The sequence below is a fragment of the Thiocystis violacea genome (assembly GCF_016583575.1).
Classification (GTDB): Bacteria; Pseudomonadota; Gammaproteobacteria; order Chromatiales; family Chromatiaceae; genus Thiocystis; species Thiocystis violacea.
In genome coordinates this window covers 1-25488 of sequence record NZ_NRRG01000020.1, presented here as the reverse complement: position 1 = coordinate 25488, position 25488 = coordinate 1, and the positions used below count along the sequence as shown (strand labels likewise).

20 protein-coding genes are annotated in these 25488 nt (G+C 65.3%); 14 read left to right on the top strand and 6 right to left on the bottom strand.

Annotation, left to right across the window (positions count from 1 at the left end):
* Nucleotides 1–8: 8 nt before the first annotated feature.
* The 4 genes from topA to CKO27_RS11380 form a co-directional block, all read right to left on the bottom strand.
* Complete coding sequence (gene topA, locus CKO27_RS11395; RefSeq protein WP_200375015.1) at nt 9–2312, bottom strand: type I DNA topoisomerase; 2304 nt, start codon at nt 2310–2312, stop codon at nt 9–11.
* Nucleotides 2313–2464: 152 nt separating this feature from the next.
* A complete protein-coding gene (locus CKO27_RS11390) occupies nt 2465–2941 on the bottom strand; it encodes a Smg family protein (RefSeq protein ID WP_200375014.1) in 477 nt (158 codons plus the stop codon).
* Nucleotides 2942–3011: 70 nt separating this feature from the next.
* Nucleotides 3012–4184 carry a DNA-processing protein DprA gene (dprA, locus tag CKO27_RS11385; protein WP_242470860.1) on the bottom strand — a complete coding sequence of 391 codons (1173 nt, stop codon included), beginning with the start codon at nt 4182–4184 and terminating at the stop codon, nt 3012–3014.
* Entirely contained in the window at nt 4165–5376 is a 1212-nt protein-coding gene (locus CKO27_RS11380) for a LysM peptidoglycan-binding domain-containing protein (RefSeq protein WP_338115997.1), read from the bottom strand. Before CKO27_RS11380 ends, dprA begins: the two co-directional genes overlap by 20 nt.
* Nucleotides 5377–5498: 122 nt before the next feature.
* On the opposite strand from CKO27_RS11380, the gene def reads away from it, so the two are divergent.
* The 7 genes from def to trkA all read left to right on the top strand — a co-directional run bounded on the left by def (nt 5499) and on the right by trkA (nt 13931).
* Nucleotides 5499–6035, top strand: a complete 537-nt coding sequence (gene def, locus CKO27_RS11375; protein ID WP_200375013.1) for a peptide deformylase — start codon at nt 5499–5501, stop codon at nt 6033–6035.
* A 51-nt stretch (nt 6036–6086) separates the two neighbouring features.
* Nucleotides 6087–7028 carry a methionyl-tRNA formyltransferase gene (fmt, locus tag CKO27_RS11370; protein ID WP_200375012.1) on the top strand — a complete coding sequence of 314 codons (942 nt, stop codon included), beginning with the start codon at nt 6087–6089 and terminating at the stop codon, nt 7026–7028.
* Nucleotides 7021–8370, top strand: coding sequence for a 16S rRNA (cytosine(967)-C(5))-methyltransferase RsmB (gene rsmB / locus CKO27_RS11365; protein WP_200375011.1), 1350 nt, complete (start codon nt 7021–7023; stop codon nt 8368–8370). Before fmt ends, rsmB begins: the two co-directional genes overlap by 8 nt.
* Nucleotides 8367–8939: a DUF4390 domain-containing protein gene (locus CKO27_RS11360; protein ID WP_200375010.1), complete on the top strand. Its 573-nt coding sequence runs from the start codon at nt 8367–8369 to the stop codon at nt 8937–8939. The genes rsmB and CKO27_RS11360 overlap by 4 nt, the downstream gene beginning before the upstream one ends.
* On the top strand, nt 8921–11122 hold the full coding sequence (locus CKO27_RS11355) for a sensor histidine kinase (protein WP_200375009.1): 2202 nt from the start codon (nt 8921–8923) through the stop codon (nt 11120–11122). Before CKO27_RS11360 ends, CKO27_RS11355 begins: the two co-directional genes overlap by 19 nt.
* On the top strand, nt 11119–12486 hold the full coding sequence (locus CKO27_RS11350; RefSeq protein ID WP_200375008.1) for a sigma-54-dependent transcriptional regulator: 1368 nt from the start codon (nt 11119–11121) through the stop codon (nt 12484–12486). The genes CKO27_RS11355 and CKO27_RS11350 overlap by 4 nt, the downstream gene beginning before the upstream one ends.
* Before the next feature lie 71 nt (nt 12487–12557).
* On the top strand, nt 12558–13931 hold the full coding sequence (gene trkA / locus CKO27_RS11345) for a Trk system potassium transporter TrkA (protein ID WP_200375007.1): 1374 nt from the start codon (nt 12558–12560) through the stop codon (nt 13929–13931).
* Between the two features lie 112 nt (nt 13932–14043).
* Here the strand turns inward: trkA and CKO27_RS11340 are convergent, their stop codons facing one another.
* Nucleotides 14044–16269, bottom strand: coding sequence for a PAS domain-containing sensor histidine kinase (locus CKO27_RS11340; protein ID WP_242470865.1), 2226 nt, complete (start codon nt 16267–16269; stop codon nt 14044–14046).
* Nucleotides 16270–16607: 338 nt separating this feature from the next.
* Between CKO27_RS11340 and CKO27_RS11335 the strand changes: the two genes are divergently transcribed.
* The gene (locus CKO27_RS11335) at nt 16608–17048 is read left to right on the top strand and encodes a response regulator (RefSeq protein WP_200375005.1); all 441 of its coding nucleotides are present in this window, start codon (nt 16608–16610) and stop codon (nt 17046–17048) included.
* Nucleotides 17049–17055: 7 nt separating this feature from the next.
* Nucleotides 17056–19953, top strand: coding sequence for an EAL domain-containing protein (locus CKO27_RS11330; protein ID WP_200375004.1), 2898 nt, complete (start codon nt 17056–17058; stop codon nt 19951–19953).
* 173 nt (nt 19954–20126) lie between these two features.
* On the opposite strand, the gene CKO27_RS11325 is transcribed toward CKO27_RS11330, so the two are convergent.
* A complete protein-coding gene (locus CKO27_RS11325) occupies nt 20127–21095 on the bottom strand; it encodes a lytic transglycosylase domain-containing protein (RefSeq protein ID WP_200375003.1) in 969 nt (322 codons plus the stop codon).
* 471 nt (nt 21096–21566) lie between these two features.
* On the opposite strand from CKO27_RS11325, the gene CKO27_RS11320 reads away from it, so the two are divergent.
* The 5 genes from CKO27_RS11320 (at nt 21567) to cpaB (ending at nt 25063) form a co-directional block, all read left to right on the top strand.
* Nucleotides 21567–21761, top strand: coding sequence for a Flp family type IVb pilin (locus tag CKO27_RS11320; RefSeq protein ID WP_200375002.1), 195 nt, complete (start codon nt 21567–21569; stop codon nt 21759–21761).
* A 169-nt stretch (nt 21762–21930) separates the two neighbouring features.
* Nucleotides 21931–22101, top strand: coding sequence for a hypothetical protein (locus CKO27_RS11315; protein WP_200375001.1), 171 nt, complete (start codon nt 21931–21933; stop codon nt 22099–22101).
* Nucleotides 22102–22183: 82 nt separating this feature from the next.
* The gene (locus CKO27_RS11310; protein ID WP_200375000.1) at nt 22184–22735 is read left to right on the top strand and encodes a prepilin peptidase; all 552 of its coding nucleotides are present in this window, start codon (nt 22184–22186) and stop codon (nt 22733–22735) included.
* Between the two features lie 80 nt (nt 22736–22815).
* A complete protein-coding gene (locus tag CKO27_RS11305) occupies nt 22816–24156 on the top strand; it encodes a P-loop NTPase family protein (RefSeq protein WP_200374999.1) in 1341 nt (446 codons plus the stop codon).
* Between the two features lie 64 nt (nt 24157–24220).
* Complete coding sequence (cpaB, locus tag CKO27_RS11300) at nt 24221–25063, top strand: Flp pilus assembly protein CpaB (RefSeq protein ID WP_200374998.1); 843 nt, start codon at nt 24221–24223, stop codon at nt 25061–25063.
* Nucleotides 25064–25488 lie beyond the last annotated feature (425 nt).

The window sequence follows — 25488 nt, the reverse complement described above, 5'->3', positions numbered from 1 at the left end:
AGCATCCGTCAGGACTCGGTTTCCTCGGCCTCGGACGGATCCAGGGTCTCGCGATAGCTGCATTCCTTCTGCGGACAGACCTTGGATGTCCCCTTGGTCTTGGTGACCTTGATCGTCAGCACGGGCCAGCCGCAGCGTGGGCAAGGTTCGGCGATCGGCTCGTCCCAGACCGCGTAATCGCACTTGGGATAGGTGGAGCAGGAGTAGAAGACCTTGCCGCGTCGCGATTTTTTCTTCTGGAGTGTCCCCTTCCCGCATTGGGGACAGGTCACGCCGGTGTCTTCCGGCTTGTCCAGCGACTCGATGTGCTTGCAGTTGGGGTAGCCGCTGCAACCGATGAACTTGCCGTAACGGCCACGCTTGACCTCCAGCCCCGAGCCGCACAGTGGACAGACCCGACCCTCGACGACCTCCGGGGCCTCGCGCTCGGCCTTGTCGGCGTTCAGATCGCGGGTGTAGTCGCACTCGGGATAGTTGGTGCAGCCGATGAAACGCCCGTTGCGACCCAGCCGGATCGAGAGCTGACCGGCGCATTTGGGACAGACCTCGTCGATCTTTTCCTGGGTGACGTCGCTGCGCTTGACGTGCTCCTGGGTGTGGTCGACCAGATCCTTGAAGGGCTTCCAGAAGTGCTCCAGGAGCGGAATCCATTCACCCTCGCCACGCGAGACGGCGTCCAGCTCGTCCTCCAGACGCGCGGTGAAGTCGTAATCCACGTAGGAGGTGAAATGCTCGGTCAGGAACTTGTTGACCACCCGCCCCACGTCGGTCGGGACGAAGCGCTTCTTGTCCAGCACCACGTATTCGCGATCCTGGAGGGTGGAGATGATGGAGGCGTAGGTCGAGGGACGACCGATGCCGTACTCCTCCAGCGCCTTGACCAGTGACGCCTCGCTGTAGCGCGGCGGCGGCTCGGTGAAGTGCTGCTCGGAGCGGATGGCGAGCAGGTCGACCAGCTCCCCGACCTTCATCTCCGGGAGCATGCGGTCCTCGTCGTCATCGGCGCTCTTGGCGTCGTCGCGGCCTTCCAGATAGACGCGCATGAAGCCGGGATCGACGACCATGGAGCCGGTGGCACGAAACAGGTTGCCCGCGCCCGCGCTCAGATCGACCGCGACCTGATTGATCAAGGCGTGGGCCATCTGGCAGGCCAAGGTGCGCTTCCAGACCAGTTCGTAGAGCTTGAACTGTTCGGCGGTGAGATGCGCCTTGACCGCCGATGGCTCGCGCAGGATGGAGGTAGGACGGATAGCCTCGTGCGCCTCCTGGGCGTTCTTGGCCTTGGTCTTGAACAGACGCGGCGCATCCGGCAGATCCTTGGGGCCATAGCGTTCTGTGACATAGGCGCGGATCTCGGCGATCGCCTCCTGCGCCAGATTGACCGAGTCGGTACGCATGTAGGTGATGAGACCCACTGCGCCGCTGCCGACATCCACGCCCTCATAGAGCTGCTGGGCAACGCGCATGGTGCGCTGCGCGGTGAAGCCGAGCTTGCGCGCTGCCTCCTGCTGAAGGGTCGAGGTGATGAAGGGCGGTGCCGGATGACGCTTGCGCTGCTTGCGCTCGACCTCCTCGACCTTGAGTTTGCCGTCGGCGGCCTGTTCAAGCGCCTCCCGGACCTGGGTCGCGCGGGCCTCGTCGGTGATGCTGAACTGCTCGACCTTGTCCCCGCCGAAGGTCGTGAGCTTGGCGGAGAAGGGGCGCGCGTCCTTGGCGGTATCGGCCTCGATGGTCCAGTATTCGCGCTGGATGAAGGCCTCGATCTCCAGCTCGCGCTCGCAGATCAGACGCAGCGCGGGACTCTGGACCCGACCCGCGGAAAGCCCGCGACGGATCTTCTTCCACAGAAGCGGCGAGAGGTTGAAGCCGACCAGATAGTCCAGGGCGCGGCGCGCCTGCTGGGCATTCACCAGGTCGTAGGAAATCTGGCGCGGATTGGCGACCGCCTCCTGGACCGCGCGCTTGGTGATCTCGTTGAAGACCACCCGATGCACCGGCTTGTCGCCCAGTTGACGTCGGCCCTTGAGCAGCTCGTAGAGATGCCAGGAAATGGCCTCGCCCTCGCGATCCGGGTCGGTGGCCAGATAGAGCGCATCGGCGCCCTTGAGCAGCTTGGCGATGGTCTGGACGTGTTTCTCGTTGCGGTCGATGATCTGGTACTTCATCGCGAAGTCATTGTCCGGATCGACCGCGCCCTCCTTGGGGATCAGATCGCGCACATGACCATAGGAAGCCACGACCTCGAAGTCGGGTCCGAGGTACTTCTTGATGGTCTTGGCCTTGGCGGGTGATTCGACGATGACGAGGTTCATGCGGGATTCAGCTCGGACGAGTCGTGTGCGCTTAGGTTAAACCCATGACGAATAGCACCGTCAAGGGTCTGACTGGCCAGGTTCGGTTCGGATGCGACGAGGGTCGCCGCGCCAACGGCGACCGGACGGGTCAAGGGTCGGGGATACGCGGATCAGTGCAGATAGACTGGCTCGTCGTTGTAGACCATGTCCTCGAGCTGCGTGAAGGCGTCCTCGCGACCCGGCCGGTTCATGAGCACGAGAAGGGCGACCCATTTCACCTCCTCGACCAACACCTGAGGATGATCAATGGCGAGCAGGCGATCGATGACGAGTTCGCGGCTGATCGGATCGAGGATCCCATTGTGCTCCAGCGACATGAGCATGCCGCGCGCGTCCACGTCGAGCTTCTCGCATTCGGTGTCACTATAGATCCGGATCGCGCCCAGCGTGTGGGCGTGGTACTGAGGCGCGTCGACGCCGACGGCCAGCTCGTCGAGCCAGCGCAGCGCCTTGTCGATCTCGCCCTGGGTGAAGCCGGCCTGAGCCAGCTCGTCCTCGAGATCGCGCTGCTCGACTGGCGGTTGGCCCTCGCCATCCATGTAGTTCTCGTACAGATAGATCAGTACATCGACCATGTTCTCGTTCATCAGCCAACCTCGATGGATCGCGCCAACCCAGCGGTTGACGAGTAAGGGCGACACCGCGCGCCCAGGGTGGTCACGGCGCGCCCCGCGCGCGGCAGTAGCGGCCACCGGGAAACGATGATACATGACCATCGAGTTCCATGAGCAACAACATGGACGCGATCCGCTCGACCGGAAAGCCGGTGCGCCCGGTCAATTCGTCGAGCGCGACGGGATCGTGGCCCATGGCGTCGAGGAGGCGTTGGCGATCTGGGTCGGGGTCGGAGGCAAGGCCGGTCTCGCTCCCGGCAGGGAGCGCCGGCTCGTTCCCGGCCTCCTGGAGTAGCGCGCGCAGCCGCGGCGCGAGCTCGGCGAGAATGTCCTCGGCGCCCTCGACCAGCTTGGCCCCATCGCGAATCAGGGCGTGACAGCCCCGCGCGAGTGGATTGAGGATCGATCCCGGCACCGCGAAGACCTCGCGCCCCTGCTCCAGGGCGCAACGTGCCGTGATCAGTGAGCCGCTCTTGAGCGCCGCCTCCGTGACCAGCACGCCCAGGCTCAGGCCGCTGATGATCCGGTTGCGACGGGGGAAATTCCGGGCCAGCGGTCCCTGCCCCGGCGGAAACTCGCTGACCATGAGGCCGCGCTCGACGATGCGCCGCGCCAGATCGCGATGAACGGCCGGATAGACCAGATCCGGCCCGGTTCCCAGGACCGCGATGGTCCGTCCCTGTTCCAGGGCCGCCGCGTGAGCGGCCCCATCGACCCCGACGGCCAGCCCGCTGGTGATGATCAGTCCATAGCCGGCCAGCCGTCGGGCGAATTCCTCGGTGACCCCGCGCCCGCCCGGCGTGGGATTGCGACTTCCGACGATGGCGATTTGCGGCTCGCTCAAGAGGCTCGGATCGCCGCGCGCGTAGAGCAGTGGCGGCGCGTCCGGGATCTCGTTCAGCGCGCTTGGATACCTGGGGTCAGCGCGCGTGAGGATATGCGCGCCAGGCTGCTCGGCCCAGCGCAGGACCGACTCGATGGCGGCCTCGTCCGGCTGTCTCAGGGCGGCGATCGTCTCCTGCTTGAGACCGATCCGTCCGAGCTGTTCGGCGGACGCGCCCAGAACGGCGCTCGGGCTCCCGAAATGATCGGTCAGACGACCGAAGGTCCGAGACCCGATCCTGGGGGCATGGATGAGGACGAGCCAGTCGCGGATGGCCGGGGGCGGCGGATCCAGCGACCGGCCCGCGAGCGGATCAGGAGGGTGGCGGGGCAATCCAATCGCCCACCTTGAGCGCGCGGCTGGTATCGAGGATCAGTCCGAAGCTGACCCGATCGAAGACCCGGAAGACCATCAGGGTTCCGGAACGCTCGAAGGGTTTGACATATTCGGCCTTGTCGCGGCGATAGTCCGCGTGGATCGGAAAGGAGCTATTCGGATCCGGCTCGTCGCGCCGCCAGCCCTTGCGGTCATAGTCACGCCCGAGCCAGAACTCGCTCGAAAAGGGACTCTCCATCAGCCAGTCGTTGTTCGCGATGCCGGCCCGGACCTGATCGCGCTCCTTCTCGCCGCCGATGAAGATCTCGAAGACATGACCCAGCTCGATGCGGTCGCGGGTACCACGATTGAGTATGACCACGTCGAATTGGCCAATCTGCGAGACACCGTTCATCACCGAAATGATGCGGCCCCGCGAACCCGCGGGCGCGGGGCGCGGAAAGAAGTTTTCCAGCGGTTTCTCGGCGTCGGCGGGAATCACCCGATCGCCGATCGAGACCTCGCGCTCCATGCGGGTCACCTTGAGCTTGGCTGGATCACCGAGGCGCTCGAGCGCCGCGTTGGCGACGAAGGCGGCCTCGTAGCCAAGCAGCTCGTTGGTATCCGGGTCGTGCAGCGCGTCGCCGGGCCGCAGCACCTGAAAATTAGCGGTCGCGCTCGAACGGATCTTGCGGACATAAATGGAGTCGTTCACGCCGGCCACGATGTGCTCGTCGGGGAAACCGACCACGTAGGAGGCGCGCTTGATGTCGTCCGCGTCGGCCACGTAGGGCTGGGTGAGAAAGGGCGCGATGGTCGAGATCCGAATCGTCGGGATGGCCTCGGTGAGCGAGGAGGAGCGCACCTGAGGGCTGAGCTTCACCACCCGCGCCCCGCCGCGGCCAGTCGACGCGCCGCCCGATCGTCCGATCCGGGGCTGACCGTCGATCCAGGTCACCTCCAGGACATCGCCCGGATAGATGAGGTTCGGATTCTCGATACCCGGATTCGCTCGCCAGACCTCCGACCAGCGCCAGGGGTCGCGCAGGAAACGCCCCGAGATCCCCCAGAGGGTATCGCCGGGCTGGACCACGTAGGTTTCGGGGGCGTCGGGCGCGAGCTCGACCGCCTGGGCGCCCGACGCCAGGAGCGTCAGCAATGAGCAAACGAGCACGGAAGTGACGGCAAAACGGCGTTTCATGGCGCGCATGGACCCTCCGGGATGGTCGAAACGGGATTCACCCGCCCCCACGATGGGGTGTAGTATCCTGCCGATAGTAGCGCACGGAACTTCACTTCTACCACCCGTTGACTCATCAGAATCGTTCAAAGATGGCCAAGCTCGACATTCTCACATTCCCGGACCCGAGACTTCGCAACAAGGCGCTACCCGTCGACCGGGTGGACGAGCGGATCCGCCAACTGGTCGACGACATGCTCGAGACCATGTACGCCGCCCCCGGCATCGGCCTGGCCGCGACCCAGGTCGACGTGGCGCGCCGGGTGGTCGTCATCGATATCTCGGAGAACCACGACACCCCGCTCTGTTTCATCAATCCACGGATCCTCGCGAGCGAGGGGCAGGAGCAGATGGACGAAGGATGCCTGTCGGTGCCCGGTTTCTTCGAGACCGTCACGCGCGCCGAGCGGGTGACGGTCGAGGCGCTCGACCGCGACGGCCGGCCCTTCACCCTCGAGGCCGACGGACTGCTGGCGGTCTGCGTCCAGCATGAGCTGGATCATCTCGACGGCAAGCTCTTCGTCGACCACATCTCGATGCTCAAGCGCCACCGCATCCGCCGCAAACTGGAGAAGGAACAGCGCCAGGCCCCGCCACGCCGCGCCGAGCCGCGCCGCGGCGTCATCTGAGATGGGTGCCGGCGTGCCGCCTTTCCTCCAACATCGTCACAAGGTCAAGACATGAGCCCGCTTCGGATCATCTTCGCGGGCACGCCCGACTTCGCCGTCGCGAGCCTCGCGGCGCTGCTCGACGCCGGGCAGGATCTGGTCGCCGTTTATACCCAGCCGGACCGCCCCGCCGGCCGGGGACGCAAGCTCCAGGCGAGTCCGGTGAAGGCGCTGGCGTTGGAGCGGGGTCTCCCGGTCCATCAGCCCGAGAGCCTCAAACGCGATCCCGACGCGGTCGCCCACCTGAGGTCGCTGGAGGCGGACCTGATGGTCGTCGTCGCCTACGGATTATTGCTGCCCCCATCGGTCCTGGAAGCGCCCCGGCTCGGCTGCGTCAATGTCCACGCCTCGCTGCTGCCGCGCTGGCGCGGCGCGGCGCCGATCCAGCGCGCCCTGCTCGCCGGCGACGAGCGCACGGGCGTCTGCATCATGCGCATGGAGGCGGGGCTGGACACGGGGCCGGTCTTCCATCGGGTCGACACCATCATCGGCACGCGCGAGACCGGCGGCGACCTGCACGACCGACTGGCCCTGCTGGGCGCCGAGGCGCTGATCGCGGCCCTGCCCGGCATCGCCGACGGCGCGCTCGATCCCGAGCCCCAGGATGACCGTCTGGCGACCTACGCCCACAAGCTCACCAAGGAGGAGGCGGTGATCGACTGGAGCTGGCCGGCCGCCGCGATCGCGCGCCAGGTCCGCGCCTTCGACCCCTGGCCGGTCGCCCAGACCAGTCTGGATGACGCCCCACTGCGCGTCTGGGAGGCCCAGGCGGAGCCGGCCAGCGTCGGCGAGAGCATTCCTGGAAGCGTCCTCCAGGCCGACCGATCCGGCATCCTGGTCGCGACCGGAGACGGCGCGCTGCGGATCAGACGGCTTCAGCCCGCCAGCAAGAAACCCATGACCGCCGGCGACTATCTGAACGCGCGGCACCTGGACGGCGCGCGACTTGGTTGAGCCCTGGGATCGCGCGCCCCGCAAGCGCGAGCCTCTCGGCGCCGAGGCCCGGGCCGCCGCCGCGCGCGCCCTGCATGCGGTCCGGGATCGCGGACAATCCCTGACGCGCGTCTTGCAGGACGACCGCCAGTCGCGCTCGAGTGCCGATCAGGCGCTGGTTCAGGAGATGAGCCACGGGGCGCTGCGGGTACTGCCGCGACTCACGGCGATCAGTCAACGCCTGCTCGATCATCCGCTCAAGCCTCGGGATCTCGACCTGCACGCCCTGATTCTGATCGGGCTCTATCAACTCACCGCCATGAAGACGCCGCCCCATGCCGCCGTGTCCGCCACGGTCGAGGCGGCGCGTCTGATCGGCAAGCCGCGTCAGGCGGCGCTGGTGAACGCGCTTCTCAGACGCTTCCTGCGCGAACGCGAGGAACTGCTTGCCTGGGCCGACGAGCAACCGGAGGCACGCTGGCTGTTTCCGGACTGGCTGCTCTCCCGACTGCGGCACGACTGGCCGGAGGACTGGGAGTCGATCGTGACGGCCAGCAACGGCCGCGCGCCCATGGCCCTGCGCGTCAACCCGCTGCGCCAGGATCCCGCCGTCTACCTCGCCCAACTGGAGACGGCGGGTATCGGCGCGCGCGCCATCGCTGGAACCCGGACCGGGCTTCTGCTCGATCGCCCGCGGCCCACCCGCGATCTGCCGGGCTTCGAGGCGGGCCTGGTCTCGATCCAGGACAGCGGCGCCCAACTCGCGGCCCAACTGCTCGACGCCCGGCCCGGTCAGCGGGTTCTGGACGCCTGCGCGGCGCCCGGCGGCAAGACCGCCGCCATCCTGGAACGAGCGGGCAACGACCTGGATCTGGTCGCGATCGACCAGGACGAGGCCCGCCTGCTCACGGTGCGCTCGACCCTCGCGCGCCTGGGCCTGACCGCCGAGGTGATCCTCGATGACGCGGCCGATCCGCGCGGCGACTGGACCCAACGGCCATTCGACCGCATCCTGCTCGACGTCCCCTGCTCCGCGACCGGCGTCATCCGCCGTCATCCGGACATCAAGTGGCTGCGGCGGGCCAGTGACATCCCCACGCTCGCCGCCGCCCAGAGCCGCATGCTGGAGGCGACCTGGCCGCTGCTGCGACCCGGCGGTCAACTGCTCTACGCCACCTGCTCGCTCCTGGCCGAGGAGAACCATCAGCGCATCGCGGACTTTCTCGGCCGCCATCCCGAGGCCCGCGAGATCGAAGCCGAGACGGATTGGGGTCGCGCGAGGCCCCATGGCCGTCAACTGCTGCCCACGCCGGGCGGCCACGACGGGTTTTTCTACGCGCGGCTCGAGAAAATCCCGTCATGACCCACGGGAGAGGGTCGGACCTCGGGCTGGCGATCGCGCTAGGTCTTATGCTGGCGCTTTCGGCGGGTGTGATCGCGCGAGACGATGTCCTGATCAAGCAGGCCCAGACCCGGCTCGTGGCCGGGCAGTTCTATCTGAGCGCCAGTGTCGATTTCGATTTCAGCGAGACCGCCCTGGAGGCCCTGGACCACGGCGTGCCCCTGACCATCGTCTTCCATGTCCAGGTCCGCCGTTCCGATGCCTGGCTGTGGGAGGACAGCCTGCTCGATCAGCAATTGCGCTATGCGATCCGCTACAAACCCCTGTCCGAGCGCTTCGAGGTCTACCGCCTTCCCGGCACCAAGGGGCGCGACTTCGTCACCCGCGACGCCGCCATCCGGGCGCTGGGCGAGTTCGTCGACCTTGAGCTGGTCCCTCTGGACACGCTCAAACCCGACACCGATTACGAGGTGGGGATCAAGGTTTTCCTGGATGTCGAGGAGCTGCCATTGCCATTGCGTCCAATGGCGTATCTCAAGCCATCCTGGAAGCTCTCCAGCGGGTGGAGCCAATGGCCATTAACCCCCTGAGCTGGCGTCGCGGCCTGGGAACGCTTCCGGTCGCGCTCCTGATCATCGGACTCTTCGTGGTGCTCGTGCTGATGCGCGACGCCGTGGAGAACTCCGAGACCCTCAGCCGCGCCTTCGTCCCGCTGCTGTTCCTCGTTCTCACGGGGCTCCTGGGACTGCTGATCCTGGTCATCGTCAACGTGGTGAAGCTGGTCCGACGCTACCGCCGACAGGCCGCCGGATCGCGTCTGACCGCGCGCATCCTGGTGCTCTTCGCGCTCATCTCGCTGCTGCCCGTGGGCGTCGTCTATTATTTCTCGCTCGGTTTCCTGCTGCGCGGCATCGATAGCTGGTTCGACGTCGAGATCGGACGCGCCATGGAGGACGCGCTGGTCCTGAATCAGGCCTCGCTCGACCTCAACCAACGCCTCCTCGGCAAGATCACCGAACAGCTCCTCTCGGGGATCGAGGACCGCTCATCGACCGCCATCGCGCTCAGTCTCAACAATCTGCGCCGACAGGCGGGCGCCATCGAGCTGACCGTCTATGGCTCCGGGGGCCAGGTCCTGGGCACCGCGAACGAGGATCCGACCCAACTGGTCCCGAATCACGCCGAGCGTGAAATCCAGCAGAACGTGCGCGCCGGAACCAATTACGTGGGACTTGAGAGCGGCGCTGGCGATGAGCTGGTGGTGCGCGTCCTGGTCCAGGATCCGCGCGGGCGTTCCATGATGATGCAGGCCATCTTCCCCACCTCGGCGAGGATCAGCGAGCTCTCGGCGCGGCTGGAGGAGGCTTACAACCGCTACACCGAGCTGGCCTATCTGCGCCAGTCGCTCAAATTCAGTTTCTCGCTCACGCTCTCGCTGGTGCTGCTGTTCGGCCTGATGGCGGCGCTGATCGCGGCCTTTCATACCTCGCGGCGGCTGGTCGCCCCGATCGCGGACATCGCCCGCGCGACCCGCTCGATCTCCGATGGGGACTACGAGCAGCAGATCGCGCTGCCCAGGCACGACGACGAGCTGACCTTCCTGGTCGCCTCCTTCAACGCCATGTCACGGCGCATCGCCCAGGCCCGCGACGCCGCCGCGCGCAGCAAGCAGGCGGTCGAGACGCAACGCAACTATCTCGAAACCATCCTCGGGCGGCTCTCCTCGGGCGTGGTGGCCTTCGACGAGGGTCCGCGGCTGCGCACCGCCAACCCCGCCGCGCGGCGCATCCTGGCGCTCGATTTCGCCGACGAGGCCGGACCCACGCTTGAGCAACTGGAGCGCGATCAGCCCTGTCTCACGCCCTGGACGGAAACGGTCCGCCGCCATCTCGCCGCCGGCGAAGCCTGGCGCGCCGAGGTGAGCCTGCAACGCGGCGAGACCAGCCAGGCCCTCCTCTGCCGCGGCAGTCCGCTGCCGCTGCCGGACTCCATTCAGCGCGGGCATGTGGTGGTGTTCGATGACGTCACCTCGCTGATCGCCGCCCAGCGCAACGCCGCCTGGGCCGAGGTAGCGCGCCGCCTGGCCCACGAGATCAAGAATCCGCTCACCCCCATCCAGCTCTCGGCCGAGCGGCTGCGCCACAAGCTGCTCGCCAAGGCCGAGGAAGCCGACGCGCGTCTGATCGAGCGCGCCACCAGCACCATCATCCAGCAGGTCGAGGCCATGAAGATGATGGTCAACGACTTCTCGGACTACGCCCGCACCCCGAAGATACAATCCGAGCCCCTGGTCTTCGACCGGCTCGCCCAGGAGGTGCTCGATCTCTACCGCAGCGCCGGCACCCCGGACTTGCGGATCGAACTCGGGGCGCCTGGCGTTCAGGTGCGCGGCGACCCCTTGCGACTGAGGCAACTCATCCACAATCTGATCAAGAACGCCCAGGAGGCGCTCGAGGGCCGCGCCGACGCCAGCATCCGCGTCCGCTCCGAGCCGATTCATGAAGAGGACGCCTCCTTCCTGCAATTCCTGGTCGCGGACAATGGTCCCGGATTCGAGGCCCACCTCCTGGATCGGCTGTTCGAACCCTATGTCACCACCAAGACCAAGGGCACGGGACTGGGGCTGGCCATCGTCAAGAAGATAATCGAGGAACACGGCGGTATGATCGGAATCGAAAACACCGCCGAAGGCGCCCTGATCAGGGTCCGAATTCCAGTCTGGCAAGCGGCCGCCCCGGTGGCCAAAGGTCGGGAGCAACATAGAGACTCATGAGCGCAACCCATATCCTGGTGGTCGACGACGAGCCCGACATCCGCGGCTTGGTGAAGGAAATACTCGAGGACGAGGGCTACGCCGTCGCCGTGGCCGAGAACGGCGAGGCCGCGCGACACGCCCTGCGCGACCGTCGTCCGGACCTGATCCTGCTGGACATCTGGATGCCCGACATCGACGGCATCTCACTGCTCAAGGAGTGGGCCGATGACGACGACCTGCCCTGTCCGGTGATCATGATGTCGGGTCACGGCACGGTGGAGACCGCCGTCGAGGCCACCCGGCTCGGCGCCTACGACTTTCTCGAAAAGCCGCTCTCCATGGCCAAGCTGCTGCTCACGGTCGAGCGCGCCCTAGAGGCCGACAAGCTCCAGCAGGAGAACATCGGGCTCAAGCGCCGCGCCCCCCAGGTGCACGAACCGATCGGTCGCAGCGCGGCCATGCAACGGCTGCGCGAGCAGGTCAAGCGGATCGCCCAGCATGACACCTGGGTGCTCATCACCGGCGAGGCCGGCAGCGGACGCGAGACCTTCGCGCGCTATCTGCACTCCCAGAGCGCGCGCAAGGAACGCCCCTTCGTCGATCTGAGCGTCTCCTCGCTGGCCGGCGGCAACGCCTCGCGTGAGCTGTTCGGCACCGAGGAAGGCGAGCACACACACTACGGCAGTCTGGAAACGGCGGCCGGCGGCACCCTGCTGCTCGACGAGGTCGCCGACATGGAGTGGGAGGCCCAGTCCAAGCTGCTCGGCGCGCTCGACAGCGGATCCTTCCTGCGGGTGGGTGGCAGCGAGCCGGTGCGCATCGATGTGCGCATCGTCGCCGTCACCCAGCGCAACCTGGAGGAAGAGGTGCGCGCCGGACGCTTCCGCGAGGATCTCTTCTATCATCTCAACGTCGTGCCCCTGAACATTCCCGCGCTCCACGAGCATTCCGAGGACGTTCCCGACCTGCTCAACTTCTATCTCGACTATTTCGCCACCCACGAGAAACTCCCCTACCGGCGCTTCAGCGTCGGCGCCCAGAATTTCCTGCGCAACTACGCCTGGCCCGGCAACGTGCGCGAACTCAAGAATCTGGTTCAGCGCGTGCTGATCCTGGGCGCGGGCGACGAAATCGGTCAGAAGGAGGTCGAGGGCGCGCTCGGGGCGCCGCCGCCGGTGCAGGTCCAGACCCTGGAGGGCCTGGTGTCCTTCGATCAGCCGCTACGCCAGGCGCGCGAGCAGTTCGAAAAGGCCTATCTGGACTATCAGCTCGAAAAGCACCAGGGCAACGTCAGCAAGATGGCCAAGGAAGCCGGCATGGAGCGCACCCATCTCTACCGCAAGCTGCGTTCGCTCGGGATCGAGATCAAGGAGCGTCGATGAGCCTCCAGCGATCGGCCTCCAGCCAGCAGTCGCTCGCTTACCCAGGCTGGCGGCTGGAAGCTGGCGGCTGAATGAAGATCATCATCCTCGGCGCGGGCCAGGTCGGCAGCTCGGTGGCGGCGAATCTGGTCAGCGAGGCCAACGACATCACGGTCGTCGATCAGGATGCGGATCTGTTGCGCGAACTCCAGGATCGCTTCGATCTGCGAACCGTGATGGGGCACGGCGCGCACCCGGACGTCCTGATGCGCGCCGGCGCGGAAGACGCCGACATGATCATCGCCGTCACCAACAGCGACGAGACCAACATGGTCGCCTGTCAGGTCGCCTATACCCTCTTTCGCACGCCGACCAAGATCGCGCGGGTGCGCGCCCAGAGCTTTCTCGATCAGCCCAGGCTGTTCGGCAGCGAGGCCATGCCGATCGACGTCGCCATCAGCCCCGAGGCGCTGGTCACCGATTACATCCTCCGGTTGATCGAAACCCCCGGCACGCTGCAAGTGCTCGACTTCGCCGGCGGACGCATCCGGCTGGTGGCCGTGCGCGCCTTTCATGGCGGCCCGCTGGTGGGCCAGGAACTGCGCGCGCTGCACGAGCACATGCCCCAGGTGAAGGCGCGCGTCGCCGCCATCTATCGCCAGGATCGCGCCATCCAACCCGAGGGCGATACCCGCATCGAGGTCGACGACGAGGTCTTCTTCGTCGCCGCGCCGCATCACATCCGCGCGGTCATGAGCGAGTTGCGCCGGATCGACAACTCCTACCGACGCCTGATCATCGCCGGTGGCGGCAACATCGGTACGCGACTGGCCAAGGCCCTGGAACCAAGCCTCAGGGTCAAGATCATCGAACGCAACCTGAAGCGCTGCAAACGCATCGCCGAGGATCTCGAAAAGACCATCGTGCTCCACGGCGACGCCGCCGATCAGGAACTGCTGCTCGAGGAGAACATCGAGAACACCGACGTCTTCTGCGCCGTCACCAACGACGACGAGGCCAACATCATCTCCGCCATGCTGGCCAAGCGGCTCGGGGCGCGCAAGGTGATGGCGCTCATCAACCGTCCGTCCTACGTCGACCTGGTCCAGTCCGGAAACATCGACATCGCCATCTCGCCCCAACAGGCGACCATCGGCAGCCTACTCAAGCATATCCGTCGGGGCGACGTGGTGATGGTGCATTCGCTGCGGCGCGGGGCGGCCGAGGCGATCGAGGCGATCGCCCACGGCGACCGGACCTCCAGCAAGGTGGTCGGTCGTCGCATCGAGGAACTCAAGCTCCCCAAGGGGGCCAGCATCGGCGCGCTGGTCAGGGGCGAGGAGGTTCTGATCGCCCACCACGACACCCTCATCGAGTCCGAGGATCACGTCATCCTTTTTCTCCAGGACAAAAGCCGCATTTCCGAAGTGGAACGGCTGTTCCAGGTCGGCGTGACCTTCCTCTGAGTCCTCCGGGGCTTTTTCGCGCTCTATGTCGGCAGCTTCATCCTCATGTATCTGATGCTCGCCGCCACCGGGATCGACCTGATCACCGCCTTCTCGGCCGTGGCCGCCTGCATCAACAACCTGGGGCCGGGGCTGGCAAGGTGAAATGGAACGCGGCCCCCCGATCCGCCCCCTCGGATTCGACCCAGATCCGCCCGCCGTGGACCTCGATGATGCGTCGCACCAGGGTCAGACCGATGCCCGTGCCCTGCGAGCCCGCGTCGAGTTTCTCGAACAGGTCGAAGATCTTGTGGGCGTGTCTCGGATCGATGCCCTGCCCGTTGTCGGTCACGATGACCTCGACCTCTCCCTCGCGCGACTCGACCCCGACCTGGATCCGCGGTCGCGGTTGATCGCCCATGAACTTGACGGCGTTGTCGAACAGATTGAGCAGAACCTCCACCAGGCGCGGACGATCGCCGCGAACCAGTACCTGGGTCTGGCTCAACTCGACCGTGACACCCCGCTCGACGATCCTCCCCGCGACCAGGTCCAGGGCTTCGCGCGCCACCTCCAGCAAGGGAAATTCGGTCGGTTCGTTGACGACGCGGCCAATGCGCGACAGCTCCAGCAGCTCGTCGAGCAGACGACTCATCCGCTCGGCCGCGTTGCGGATGAAACCGATGTCCTTGTCGATGCGTTGCGCGTCACCCTTGACGAAATCCTGCTCCAGAAAACCCAGGAAGGTGCGGATCGTCACCAGCGGACTCTTGAGGTCGTGCGACACCGTGTAGGTGAAGCGGGTCAGCTCGGCCTCGCGCTCGCTGCGCTCGGTCACGTCGAGGGCCACGCCGATCACGGAGACGCGCCCGCCGCGCGGATCCCGCACCGGATTGAAGAAGATCTCGAAGACGCGCTGGCCGACACGCGCGTTGAACTGGACCGGCGCGCCGCCGATCGCCTGATCGAGATGACGCTGGATCGGCACCTCCCCGTCGAAGAAGGCGAGCACCGAGGATCCCACCAACTCGCCCGGACGCAACCCGAGCGACTCCAGTCCACGACCGTCCATCAGACGGAACAGACCGCTTTCGTCCAACTCGAACAGGATCACCGGGGCATTGCTCACGACCGAGCGAAAACGGGTCTCGCTCAGACGCAGCGCCTTCTCGGCCTCCTGCTGCTCGGTGATATCCCGGATGATCTCGATCGCGCCCACGATACGTCCGTCCGCGTCCCGCAAGGGTCGCGCCTTGCCCCACACATGGGCGCCGCGTCCGCCATAGACCTGGGGTAGATAGACCTGGGCCAGCACCGTGTCACCGTCGCGTTGGACCTGGTCGTAGAGCGCCCGCATCTCCTCTCCCGGCTCTTCCTCCGAAAACACCAGATCGATGAGCATCGGCCGTGCGATTCCATAAAAGGCGCGCGCATGGGCCTGATCGCCCTGCCCGATCACGGCCTCCTTGGGAACCCCCGACATGCGCTCGATCTCCCGATTCCAGATGGTCACGCGACCCTCGGCATCGACGGCGAAGAGGGCGTCCGGTACCGCGTCGATCAGCTCGCTCAAACTCCGCCGTGAGTCCTCCAGCGCCTGCTCGGCCCGCTTACGCTCGGTGATATCGCGCGAAAAGCAGCAGTTGTATTCGCGCCCATCGACGTTGAGATAGTTGGCCAGGATCTCGACCGGAAAGACCGACCCATCCCGACGTCGGTGACGTGACTCCAGCAGCAGTCGCCCTTGCCGGCGCAGTACCTCGAAGAGACGCGCCAGCTCGTCCCGGTCGACATCCGGATCGATGTCCAGGACAGACTTCCCCAGGAGTTCCTCCCGCCCGAGCCCGAACGCCGCGCACAAGGACTCGTTGACATCGAGAAAACGCCCATCGGGATCGATAAGTGAAAAGCCATCCGCCGACCGATCGACCGCGAACTGGATCAGCTTGAGCGCGGTTTCCATGCGCTTGCGCTCGCTGATATCGCGGATCATGGCGACCAGCAGCGGGGGACGACGCACGTTCGGGCGCAGACCGAAGATGGTGGCATTGACATCGAAAATGGCCCCATCGCGCCGTCTCTGGCGCAGGTCTCCGGTCCAGCCCCCGGCCAGCGCGCGCGGGATCAGGGTCGCGAGAAGCGGCAGATCCTCGGCGGGCCAATAGCGCTTTCCGTCCTGCCCGAGCATCTCGCGCCGCTCCGGATCGCAGCCGAACAGGCGATGCGCCGCGCGATTGGCGTAGATGAGCACCTGGTCATCCGAGCGGGCGATCACGATCGCGTCCCCCGAGGCATCGGCCAGGGCTTCGAAGAGCCGAATCCGCTCCTCCGGCGACTGGTGCTCCGCGACATCCAGCATCGCGCTCGCGCGCTCCTCGGACGGATCGTTCGTCGGATCGTTCATGCCAATCCCTCGCAATTTGGTCGAACCGTCACAATGAAAGGCCGTCCAACAGAGGTCGCCCAGGCGACGGAGACATCCAGCTAGCCTGTCGCGGAATCGGAAAACCAGGATAATTATCATGGTAAAGTCAAGGCGCGATAGGAATCGCGTGCCTTACCGGCCGCGCGGGGGACAGGAACCACCGGCCTCCGCGCTTGCCACCAGCGAATCGTCCAGGCTTCGGGATCGCCCCGGCGGGGGTCCGGATCCCTGTTCCCATCCACGGCGGCCTATCATCCGGGAGCTATCGGCGAATGCAGGTTGAGCCATTATTGATTCTGTTGGTGGAGGACGATCCCGCGCATGCCGAGATCGCCCGTCGGAACCTGGAACTCAGCCAGATTCCGACCCGGATCAGACACGTCGAGGATGGCCAGGAAGCACTCGACTATCTCTTCCGCCAGGGGCCATACGCGGATCCGGCTTCCAGCCCCCGGCCGTGCATCATCCTGCTCGATCTGCGTCTACCCAAGGTCGGGGGGCTGGAGGTGCTGCGCCGGATCAAGCAGGATTCGGAGCTGGCCATCATCCCGGTCGTGGTGCTCACCACCTCGGCCGCCCCACCCGACATTCGCGGCGCCTATGCCAACCAGGCCAGCAGCTACCTGGTCAAGCCCGTCGATTTCGAGCAGTTCCGCCGACTCCTCGAAACCTTCGGTTGCTATTGGCTAGGATTCAATCGTTATCCGAGCTGAGAGCCCGATGCCTCACGGACCCGCCGCCGTTCTGGTCATCGAGGACGATCCCGCCCATGCCGAGGCGGTGCGCCGTTCACTGGAATCGAGCCTGGATTACGGCGAGATCCGGCTGGCGGCCTCGCTCGCGCAGGCGCGCCGACTCATCGCGGAATCTCCGCCGGACGCCATCATCGCCGATCTCAACCTGGTCGATGGCAAGGCGTTCGACCTGCTCGACCGCGACGACGCGACCCAGGGCATTCCGCTGCTGGTCATGACCAGCCACGGCGACGAGCGGATGGCCGTCGAGGCGATGCGCGCCGGAGCGCTGGATTACGTCGTCAAATCCCCCGAGACCTTCGCCCAAATGCCCCGGCTGCTTGAGCGCATGCTGCGCGAGCACCGCCATGTGGCCGAGCGCGCGCGCGCCCTGGAGGCCCTGCGCGCCTCGGAGCAACGCCTCAAGGACATCATCGACTTCCTGCCGGACGCCACCTTCGCGGTCGACACCCAAAGCCACGTCATCGCCTGGAATCAGGCCGTGGAGCGCCTGACCGGCGTGCGCAAGGCGGAGGTTCTGGGACGGCCGATTCGTGACTTCTCACGCGCCTTCCATGTCACGGAACGCCCGCTTCTGCTCGAACTCATCCTCGCCCCGGATCCGGCCCTGGAATCGCTCTTCGAATACGTCCGGCACGACGGCGACCGGCTGGTGGCCGAGTTGCACAGTCCCAAGCTCGGGCAGGGACAAGGCGCCCACCTCTGGCTGATCGCCTCGCCGCTGTTCGACGCCGATGGCCAACTGGCGGGGGCCATCGAGTCCGTGCGCGACATCACCGAGCCCAAGCGCGCGCAGCTTGAGATCCAGCACGCCTATGGCGAGAGCCGCGCCATCACCGAGGCGGTGCGCGATACCCTCTACATGATCGATCTGGATGGACGCCTGCTCTGGTGGAACAAGCGGGTCGAGGAAGTCACCGGCCGTAGCGAGGAGCAGCTCCGCCACCACGACTTCACGGACTTCTTCCTGGCCGAGGACGCACCCAAGCTCGCCGACTCCATCGGACAGGCGCTCGAGCGCGGTTACAGCGAGGTCGAGGCCCGTGCCAAGACCGTCCAGGGCCTGCGCTCCTACCGCTACAACGGCGTTCCGGTGCGCGATCCGAGCGGCGAGATCATCGGCATCGCCGGCGTCGGTCAGGACATCAGCGAGCATCTGCGCGATCAGGCCCGGCTGCGACTCGCCGCCACGGTTTTGGAGAACACCCGCGAGGGCGTCGTCGTCACCGACGCTCCCGGCCGGATCGTCGCCATCAACCACGCCTTCAGCGAGATCACCGGCTACACCGAGGCCGAGGCCCTGAACAGCACCTCCAACCTGCTCAAGTCGGGTCGGCACGAGCGCGTCTTCTATCAAGCCCTCTGGGCCTCGATCATGCAGACCGGCCACTGGCAGGGCGAGATCTGGAACCGTCGCAAGAATGGCGAGATCTTCCCCGCCTGGCTCACGATCAGCACCGTACGCAATGAACGCGGAGAGGTGACCAACTATGTCGGCGTGCTCTCCGACATCAGCCAGGTCAAGCAGTCCGAGGCGCGGCTGGAGCATCTGGCCCATTACGATCCGCTGACCGACCTGCCCAACCGTTTGCTGCTCAACTCCCGACTGGAGCACGCCATCCATCGCGCGCGGCGCAACCGCGACAAGGTCGCCGTCCTCTTCATCGACCTGGACCGCTTCAAGCACGTCAACGACAGCCTGGGCCACCCGGTCGGCGACGAATTGCTGCAAGCGGTCGCGCGTCGTCTCGACGAGCGCATGCGCAGCGAGGACACCCTCGCCCGGCTCGGCGGAGATGAGTTCGTGGTGGTACTGGAATCCATCGAGCATTCCAGCGAGGCCGGCGCCGTCGCCAAGTTGATCATCGAGCTGATGGAGCAACCCTTCCTGTTGCCCGGACAACGCGAGATCTATCTCGGCGCCAGCATCGGCATCAGCCTCTACCCAGACAACGGCGACGACACCACCCAACTGCTGCGCAACGCCGACACCGCCATGTATCAGTCCAAGGCGCAGGGCCGCAACACCTATCGCTATTACACCGAGGCCCTGACCCTGGCCGCCAACGCGCGCCTCTCGATGGAGTCCAAGCTGCGCCGCGCCCTGGAGCGCGAGGAATTCATCCTGCACTATCAGCCCCAGGTCGCCATGTCGGACAACCGCATTCTCGGCGTCGAGGCCCTGGTGCGCTGGCAGGATCCCGAGGAAGGACTCATCCCCCCGGACCGCTTCATCCCGCTGGCCGAGGAAACCGGCCTGATCGCCCCGTTGGGCGCCTGGGTGCTCCGCCAGGCGTGTCGACAGATGCGCGCCTGGCTCGACATGGGCCAGCCACCCATGACCCTCGCGGTCAATCTCTCGACCCAGCAATTCCTCCAGCGCGATCTGGCCGAACAGGTCGAAGCCTGCCTGCGGGAATTCGACCTGCCGAGCGAGTGCCTGGATCTCGAACTGACCGAGAGCATGATCATGCATCACGACACCAACGGGGTCGGAATCCTCAATCGGCTGCGTGAACTCGGCGTCACACTCTCCATCGACGATTTCGGCACCGGCTATTCCTCCCTGACCTATCTCAAACGCCTGCCGATCCACAAGCTCAAGATCGACAAGAGTTTCGTACAGGGCATCCCCGACGACCGCAACGACGCCGAAATCGCCGCGACCGTCATCGCCATGGCCCGCAACCTCAAGCTCCAGGTACTCGCCGAAGGCGTCGAGACCTCCGCCCAATGCGACTTCCTCCGCGCGGCCGGCTGCGACGTCTACCAGGGATTCCTCTTCAGCCGAGCCATCCCGGCGGACGCCATCTCGCGACTGCGCGCCGGTTTACAGCATGGCCCATCGACTCTGTTGGGGTAACGGGAGTGATCCCGACATTCCGCCAGCGACATCCGCGTCGATCCGAGCCTTGGAACGCTGACCGGGCGGACGATCCCACTAGGACTCGCCAACCATCCCAGCGACCCCCGGAATCTTCCACCCAATCGACCGAATAGACGCCGGCCGCGACAAAACGCTGGAAAGTCGAGGGTTCAACCCGAGGCGTTGGGCGAGAAGAATCGGCGCTCCCAGTCCGTTCCGGCTCCGCCCGGCGCGGCGATCCCCGCCGGGCCGGTCTCCACCGAAGCCAATCCATCCTCGGAAACGCCAAGCACGCGCGCGACGCGACGGACGTAACCGCGTGTCTCCTTGTAGGGCGGCACGCCGCCGTGACGCCGTACCGCCTGTTCGCCCGCGTTGTAACCGGCCAGGGCGAGTCGCAGGTCGCCGTCGAAGTGGTCCAGCAGCCAGCGCAGATAGGCCATGCCGCCGCTGAGGTTCTGACGCGCGTCCCAGGGGTCCGCGACGCCGAAGCGTCTGGCCGTCGCCGGTATGAGTTGCATCAGCCCCTGGGCGCTCTTGTTCGAGCGCGCCTTGGGATTGAAGTTGGACTCCACCTCGATCACCGCCAGCACCAGCTCCGGGTTGAGCCGGAAGCCGGGGGCGAGCGCCTGGACCAGACGCTCGATCTCCCGGCGGTTCGGACTCTTGCCGACCGCCGGGACGGGTGTCTCGGCCTTCGGCTCGGGCTGGGCGGGCTTAGCCACCACCGGACGGGCGCGCGGCAGGGTCCGGGCCACCATCGCGGCGCTCGTCACGCACTCCGGTTCCGGCGTGAAACTCGCCTCCGTCAGATCCCAGCGGGCCAGCCGCGTCCTGGCCGCGTCGTACTTGGAGACCGCCGCCTTCAGCAGCCAGGAGGCGGCCAGCACCTCGTCGGTCTTGCCGGTCAGGGTACGGGCATAGATGTCACCCAATCGATACTGCGCCTCCGCGCTGCCGAGACGCGCCGCCGCGCAATAGAGCTGGATGGCCCGGTCGATGTCCTGGGGCGCCCGCACGCCATGGAAATACTGCTTGCCCCATTCCAGCAGCCGAGCGGGATCCTCTGAGCGCGGCAATTCATCGAAGGGAGGCGTCCCGGTTGCGGCTGGGGGCGTGGCGACGAAGAGAATCGCCATCAAATAAGGAGGCCAAAAACCATGTGGGTTGCTCGGATTGTAAGGTTTCCTATACATATGGATGCATTCCTTATCGAATCCCTGTGTTTATGACAAGCCTATTCTCCCAGAGACGAACGGCAATAGGCTAGAGCCAGGATGCCGTTTGTCGGAAATTGATATCGATCACTTGAAGGGCCTGTAGGAGCGGCTACCTTCATGGAGCCGCGACTCGATACGCTAGGACCGATCGCATGGGTTGCGTGATTCGGCCTGCACTTGGGTATTTTTACCGATATGCCGAAACCAAAGCCGTGTGTACATTAAGAATCACGGGGTAAAACGATAACTGGATCACGGAGCGATCATCCTATTTCTCGCTGGGTAGTCTTACGTAACCCCGGAGCTGGCGGATGAATATCCGTGTCTGTCGCGCCCGTGGCTTTAGGCTCAGGGCGAGGCCGGTTTTGAATAAAACTTAAGGTGATCAAGATGAAAAGCATTGAAATGTTGAAGGCGTTTTGGCGGGATGAGGATGGTGGCGAAATCGTCGAGTATGCCCTTGTTGTCGGACTGCTTGTTGTTGGGATAGCTGGACTCATGGTTACAATCAGCGGTCATGTTGGCACACTCTTCGGCGCTATCGGGGAGGAGCTAGGGTTAGGCGCTGCTGAGGTAGGACCATAGACCCAACTATCCGTCAAGCCCCACAGGCATGTCGTAAAGCCGTTCACGGATCGACAAGCCCACCATAAACTAATGAGTTATAAGATGTATAGGCGTTCCCGTTCGTCTCGGGCTTGTCGAAGTAAGAACGGGGACGTCTTCGGCGCTGGATTCGCTAAACGAGGCCACCATGAGCAAAAAGACGGTTTTGCGGCAATTCTGGATCGACCAGAATGGCGGCGAATCAGTCGAATGGGCGCTGCTAATCAGTTTGCTTATCGTCGGTTTATTCCTGCTGCTGACGGCGATCAATCCGCGCGTCCAGGGGCTTTTGAACAACATCATCGCGGAATTCAGCTAATGCCTTGGTATCGAATGCCAACAAGCGATCCAAATCCCGAATTTAGTATCGGACCTATGTTACAGCCACGGGTAATCGTACCGTGATCAATCCGGCAAATGAATGGCAGCCAATCGTCTGGCTGGTGGTGACCTTATCGGTAGTTTGGGCCGCCGCCTGGGTTGATTTCCGAACCTTCAGGATCCCTAACACGATCGTGCTGTTAGGTATCGCACTTGGGATGTCGATCCTGACTTGGGGCGCGGGGCTTGAGGGTCTGTGGCAAAGTCTTGGCGGAATCCTGGTGGCGCTGGTCTTGCTTTTTCCATTCTATGTTTTTGGTCATATGGGCGCGGGAGACGTCAAGCTGATGGGCGCCGTGGGTGCTTTGCTGGGGCCGGAGCAACTTCTGATGGCCTTATTCATCACGCTCGTTGCCGCCGGTCTGATGGGCGTGGCCTATGCCCTAACGGCCTGGCGCCGCCAAGGCGCGACGGGGCCGGCGAAGCGTTATGGCCAGATGCTCCGCTTCCTGTGGGTAACCGGGAGACCCAGCTATATTCCGCCCGCTCAAGGCGAAGCGATGGCGGTACGCCTTCCCGTGGCTGTACCGATCGCCATCGGCAGTACGGCGGTGATCCTCTGGTCGCTGTGAGATCCGCCCGCTCGCACGAATTCGATCCAGCCTGCCAGCGGCGCACCTAAGAGCTGGCTCCCGATGAGGCCGTTGAGGACATGATTTCTTCATATCAGGAGGCCCCTTCCTTCGCCGATCTGGCCAAACGCCCGGCATCGCTGGCGGATACAGGTCTAACCGAGCCCTTCCTCGCCGACCTGATATCCAAGCACCTGGCCGAGGCTGGCGTGCTCGACTTGGGCACACTCTCCCGGCGTCTGGGTCTGACTGGCGCTCTGGTGGAGGAATTGCTCGTTTTCCTGCGCGCCGCCGCCCGAGTCGAGGTGGTGGGAAATCAGGGCCTCAATGCCTTTCTGCGCTATGGACTGACCGAGCGCGGCCGAGGCATGGCCGACGAGGCGTCGCGGCGGGATGGCTACGTGGGACCGGCCCCGGTGACCCTGGTGGATTACGAGCGAATCGTCCGTGCCCAGTCGGGACGGCTGCGTCCGCTGACCCGCTCGTGCGTGCATGCGGCCTTCGCGGACACGGTGATTCGGCCAGAACTGCTCGATCGGCTCGGTCCCGCCGTCAACTCGGGACGGCCACTCTTCATTCATGGCCCGGCCGGGACGGGCAAGAGCTTCATCGCCCGGCGTCTGAGCCGTCTGCTGGGTCCGCCGGTGCTGGTGCCCCATGCGATCGCGGTCGGCGAAAGCACGGTGCGCTGCCTGGATCCAGGCACCCATCGTCGCCTTAAGCCAGCGGAGTCCGAATCCGTGATGCTCGACCAGGGATTCGACGGACGCTACGCACTCTGCGAGCGGCCGACCGTGATCGCCGGTGGCGAGCTGACCATGGACCAGCTCGATCTCCATTACGAGAGTGCCACGCGGCTCTACCGGGCACCGCTGCAACTGCGGGCAAACAATGGTCTGCTGCTGCTGGACGACCTGGGACGTCAGCGGATCTCGCCCGCGGCCCTGTTCAACCGCTGGATCATCCCGCTGGAGGACCGGGTGGATCACCTGAGTCTCAAGGGGGGGCAGCACTTCACCGTGCCCTTCGATCTGGTGCTGGTGCTCTCGACCAATCTCGACCCGCTCGCTCTGGCGGACGACGCCTTCCTGCGGCGCATCGGCTACAAGGTGCCCTTCGAGCCGTCCACGCGGGAGGAGTACGGCGCGATTTTTCAACAGGAATGCACCAGGAACGGCGTTGATTTCGACCCCAGCCTGCTCGCCTTTCTGATCGAGGCACTGCACGAGCGAAACGGCGTGCCCCTCCTGCCCTGCCATCCGCGCGACCTGCTCGGCCTGGCGCTGGATTACGGGCGTTACAGGGGCGAGGACTGGATCGACGAAACCGCCTTGCGATGGGCTTGGGACAACTATTTCGTCAATCCCAACCCCGCCGGGACCAAGAGCGACAAGGGGCCAGCCGAGCGGGGGCCGCGATGATCGAATCGGAATCAACAATCGCTTGGTGGCATTCGGAGCCGTTTCTGGATGAGGGAGAGTCGGAATGAATCTTCGAGGTCTGCTGGTCCTGCTGGTCTCGCTCGCGCTCGCCGGGGTCGCGGCGTCGTCCGCCAACCGCTGGATGTCGAGCCGGCTGGCCAACGCGGGCGGTGATTTGTCCGGGGTGGTCGCGGCGTCCGCCGATGTCCCCTTCGGGACTCAGATCGACGCCACCCTGATCAAGATGGTGCCCCTGCCCCGCGAGGCGATTCCCGCGAGCGCCTTCACCGATCCCAAGGAGGTCATCGGTCGGGTCGCCGCCACGCCGCTCTACAAGGGCGAGATCCTGCTCCAGGGGCGCGTGGTCGAGCATCTGGGCGGCAGCGCCCTGGCCGCGGTGGTCGAGGAAGGCAAGCGCGCCATCACGGTCGGGGTCAACGAGGTGGTCGGCGTGGGCGGTTTTCTGCTACCCGGCAACCGGGTCGATCTACTGGCCATCCGGCGCCAGTCCGGCGGGGATGGCTCGGTTTCGCGAACCCTGCTGCAAAACCTCAAGGTGCTGGCGGTCGATCAGACCACCTCTCCGGACAAGAAGGATCCGGTCATCGTGCGCTCCATCACCCTGGAGGTGGATCCCTCCCAGGCGGAGGAGATCGCGAGGGCCACCGAGGACGGCAAGGTGCGTTTCACCCTGCGCAATCCACTGGACGGCAACCGGCTCGACGCGAAGCCCGAGGGTACGCCCGGACTGATTACCGAGAATCGGCCACCCGCCCCGCAGCCACCACCACCAGCGGAGGAGCCGCCCGCGGCCATGCCCGAAACGATGGTGGTGATCCGCGGGGTGAATGCGCGACTGGAGCCAACGGGATCGGACTTCGCCAGGGGGTTGGGAACGGCTCGCTGAATTATCCGGTTTACCACGGCGACGCGCCGATGCTTTGCCGTAGCTCGCCCTAACTCCCACGCTCCAGCGTGGGAGCTAGTTCCGACGCTCCAGCGTCGCGTGGTCCGGGCAAGACTTTAGGGCGGGACGGGGCGAATGCCCCATCCGGCCGGAGGTCGGCCACCGCCGCACTCGTGGGGAGGCGTCAGTCCTTGAGCCTCGGAGCGTACAGGATGGGCATCGCTCTCGCTCTGCCCATCCTACGGGTGATGGGGGTTTAAAAAGATTTTTACCTGAATCCGTGATCTGAATGACGCGGCAACGTCCTCTTGGCAAATAGCGATGCCGGAATTCATTTCAGCGACGCGAATAGCGCCCGGGCGGGGACGAATCGGTCCACGGAAGGGCGGTTGGGCGAGAAGCTGCGGGCGACAGACAAAAGGATA

What these genes read in the sequence shown, in the direction of transcription:
- CKO27_RS11315 (WP_200375001.1), top strand. Translation starts at nt 21,931, where the DNA reads ATGAGCAAAAAGACGGTTTTGCGGCAATTCTGGATCGACCAGAATGGC.
- CKO27_RS11305 (WP_200374999.1), top strand. Translation starts at nt 22,816, where the DNA reads ATGATTTCTTCATATCAGGAGGCCCCTTCCTTCGCCGATCTGGCCAAA.
- def (WP_200375013.1), top strand. Translation starts at nt 5,499, where the DNA reads ATGGCCAAGCTCGACATTCTCACATTCCCGGACCCGAGACTTCGCAAC.
- CKO27_RS11380 (WP_338115997.1), bottom strand. Translation starts at nt 5,376, where the DNA reads ATGCGCGCCATGAAACGCCGTTTTGCCGTCACTTCCGTGCTCGTTTGC.
- CKO27_RS11360 (WP_200375010.1), top strand. Translation starts at nt 8,367, where the DNA reads ATGACCCACGGGAGAGGGTCGGACCTCGGGCTGGCGATCGCGCTAGGT.
- CKO27_RS11355 (WP_200375009.1), top strand. Translation starts at nt 8,921, where the DNA reads ATGGCCATTAACCCCCTGAGCTGGCGTCGCGGCCTGGGAACGCTTCCG.
- CKO27_RS11335 (WP_200375005.1), top strand. Translation starts at nt 16,608, where the DNA reads ATGCAGGTTGAGCCATTATTGATTCTGTTGGTGGAGGACGATCCCGCG.
- CKO27_RS11320 (WP_200375002.1), top strand. Translation starts at nt 21,567, where the DNA reads ATGAAAAGCATTGAAATGTTGAAGGCGTTTTGGCGGGATGAGGATGGT.
- CKO27_RS11350 (WP_200375008.1), top strand. Translation starts at nt 11,119, where the DNA reads ATGAGCGCAACCCATATCCTGGTGGTCGACGACGAGCCCGACATCCGC.
- CKO27_RS11325 (WP_200375003.1), bottom strand. Translation starts at nt 21,095, where the DNA reads ATGGCGATTCTCTTCGTCGCCACGCCCCCAGCCGCAACCGGGACGCCT.
- topA (WP_200375015.1), bottom strand. Translation starts at nt 2,312, where the DNA reads ATGAACCTCGTCATCGTCGAATCACCCGCCAAGGCCAAGACCATCAAG.
- cpaB (WP_200374998.1), top strand. Translation starts at nt 24,221, where the DNA reads ATGAATCTTCGAGGTCTGCTGGTCCTGCTGGTCTCGCTCGCGCTCGCC.
- CKO27_RS11330 (WP_200375004.1), top strand. Translation starts at nt 17,056, where the DNA reads ATGCCTCACGGACCCGCCGCCGTTCTGGTCATCGAGGACGATCCCGCC.
- fmt (WP_200375012.1), top strand. Translation starts at nt 6,087, where the DNA reads ATGAGCCCGCTTCGGATCATCTTCGCGGGCACGCCCGACTTCGCCGTC.
- CKO27_RS11340 (WP_242470865.1), bottom strand. Translation starts at nt 16,269, where the DNA reads ATGCTGGATGTCGCGGAGCACCAGTCGCCGGAGGAGCGGATTCGGCTC.
- CKO27_RS11390 (WP_200375014.1), bottom strand. Translation starts at nt 2,941, where the DNA reads ATGAACGAGAACATGGTCGATGTACTGATCTATCTGTACGAGAACTAC.
- trkA (WP_200375007.1), top strand. Translation starts at nt 12,558, where the DNA reads ATGAAGATCATCATCCTCGGCGCGGGCCAGGTCGGCAGCTCGGTGGCG.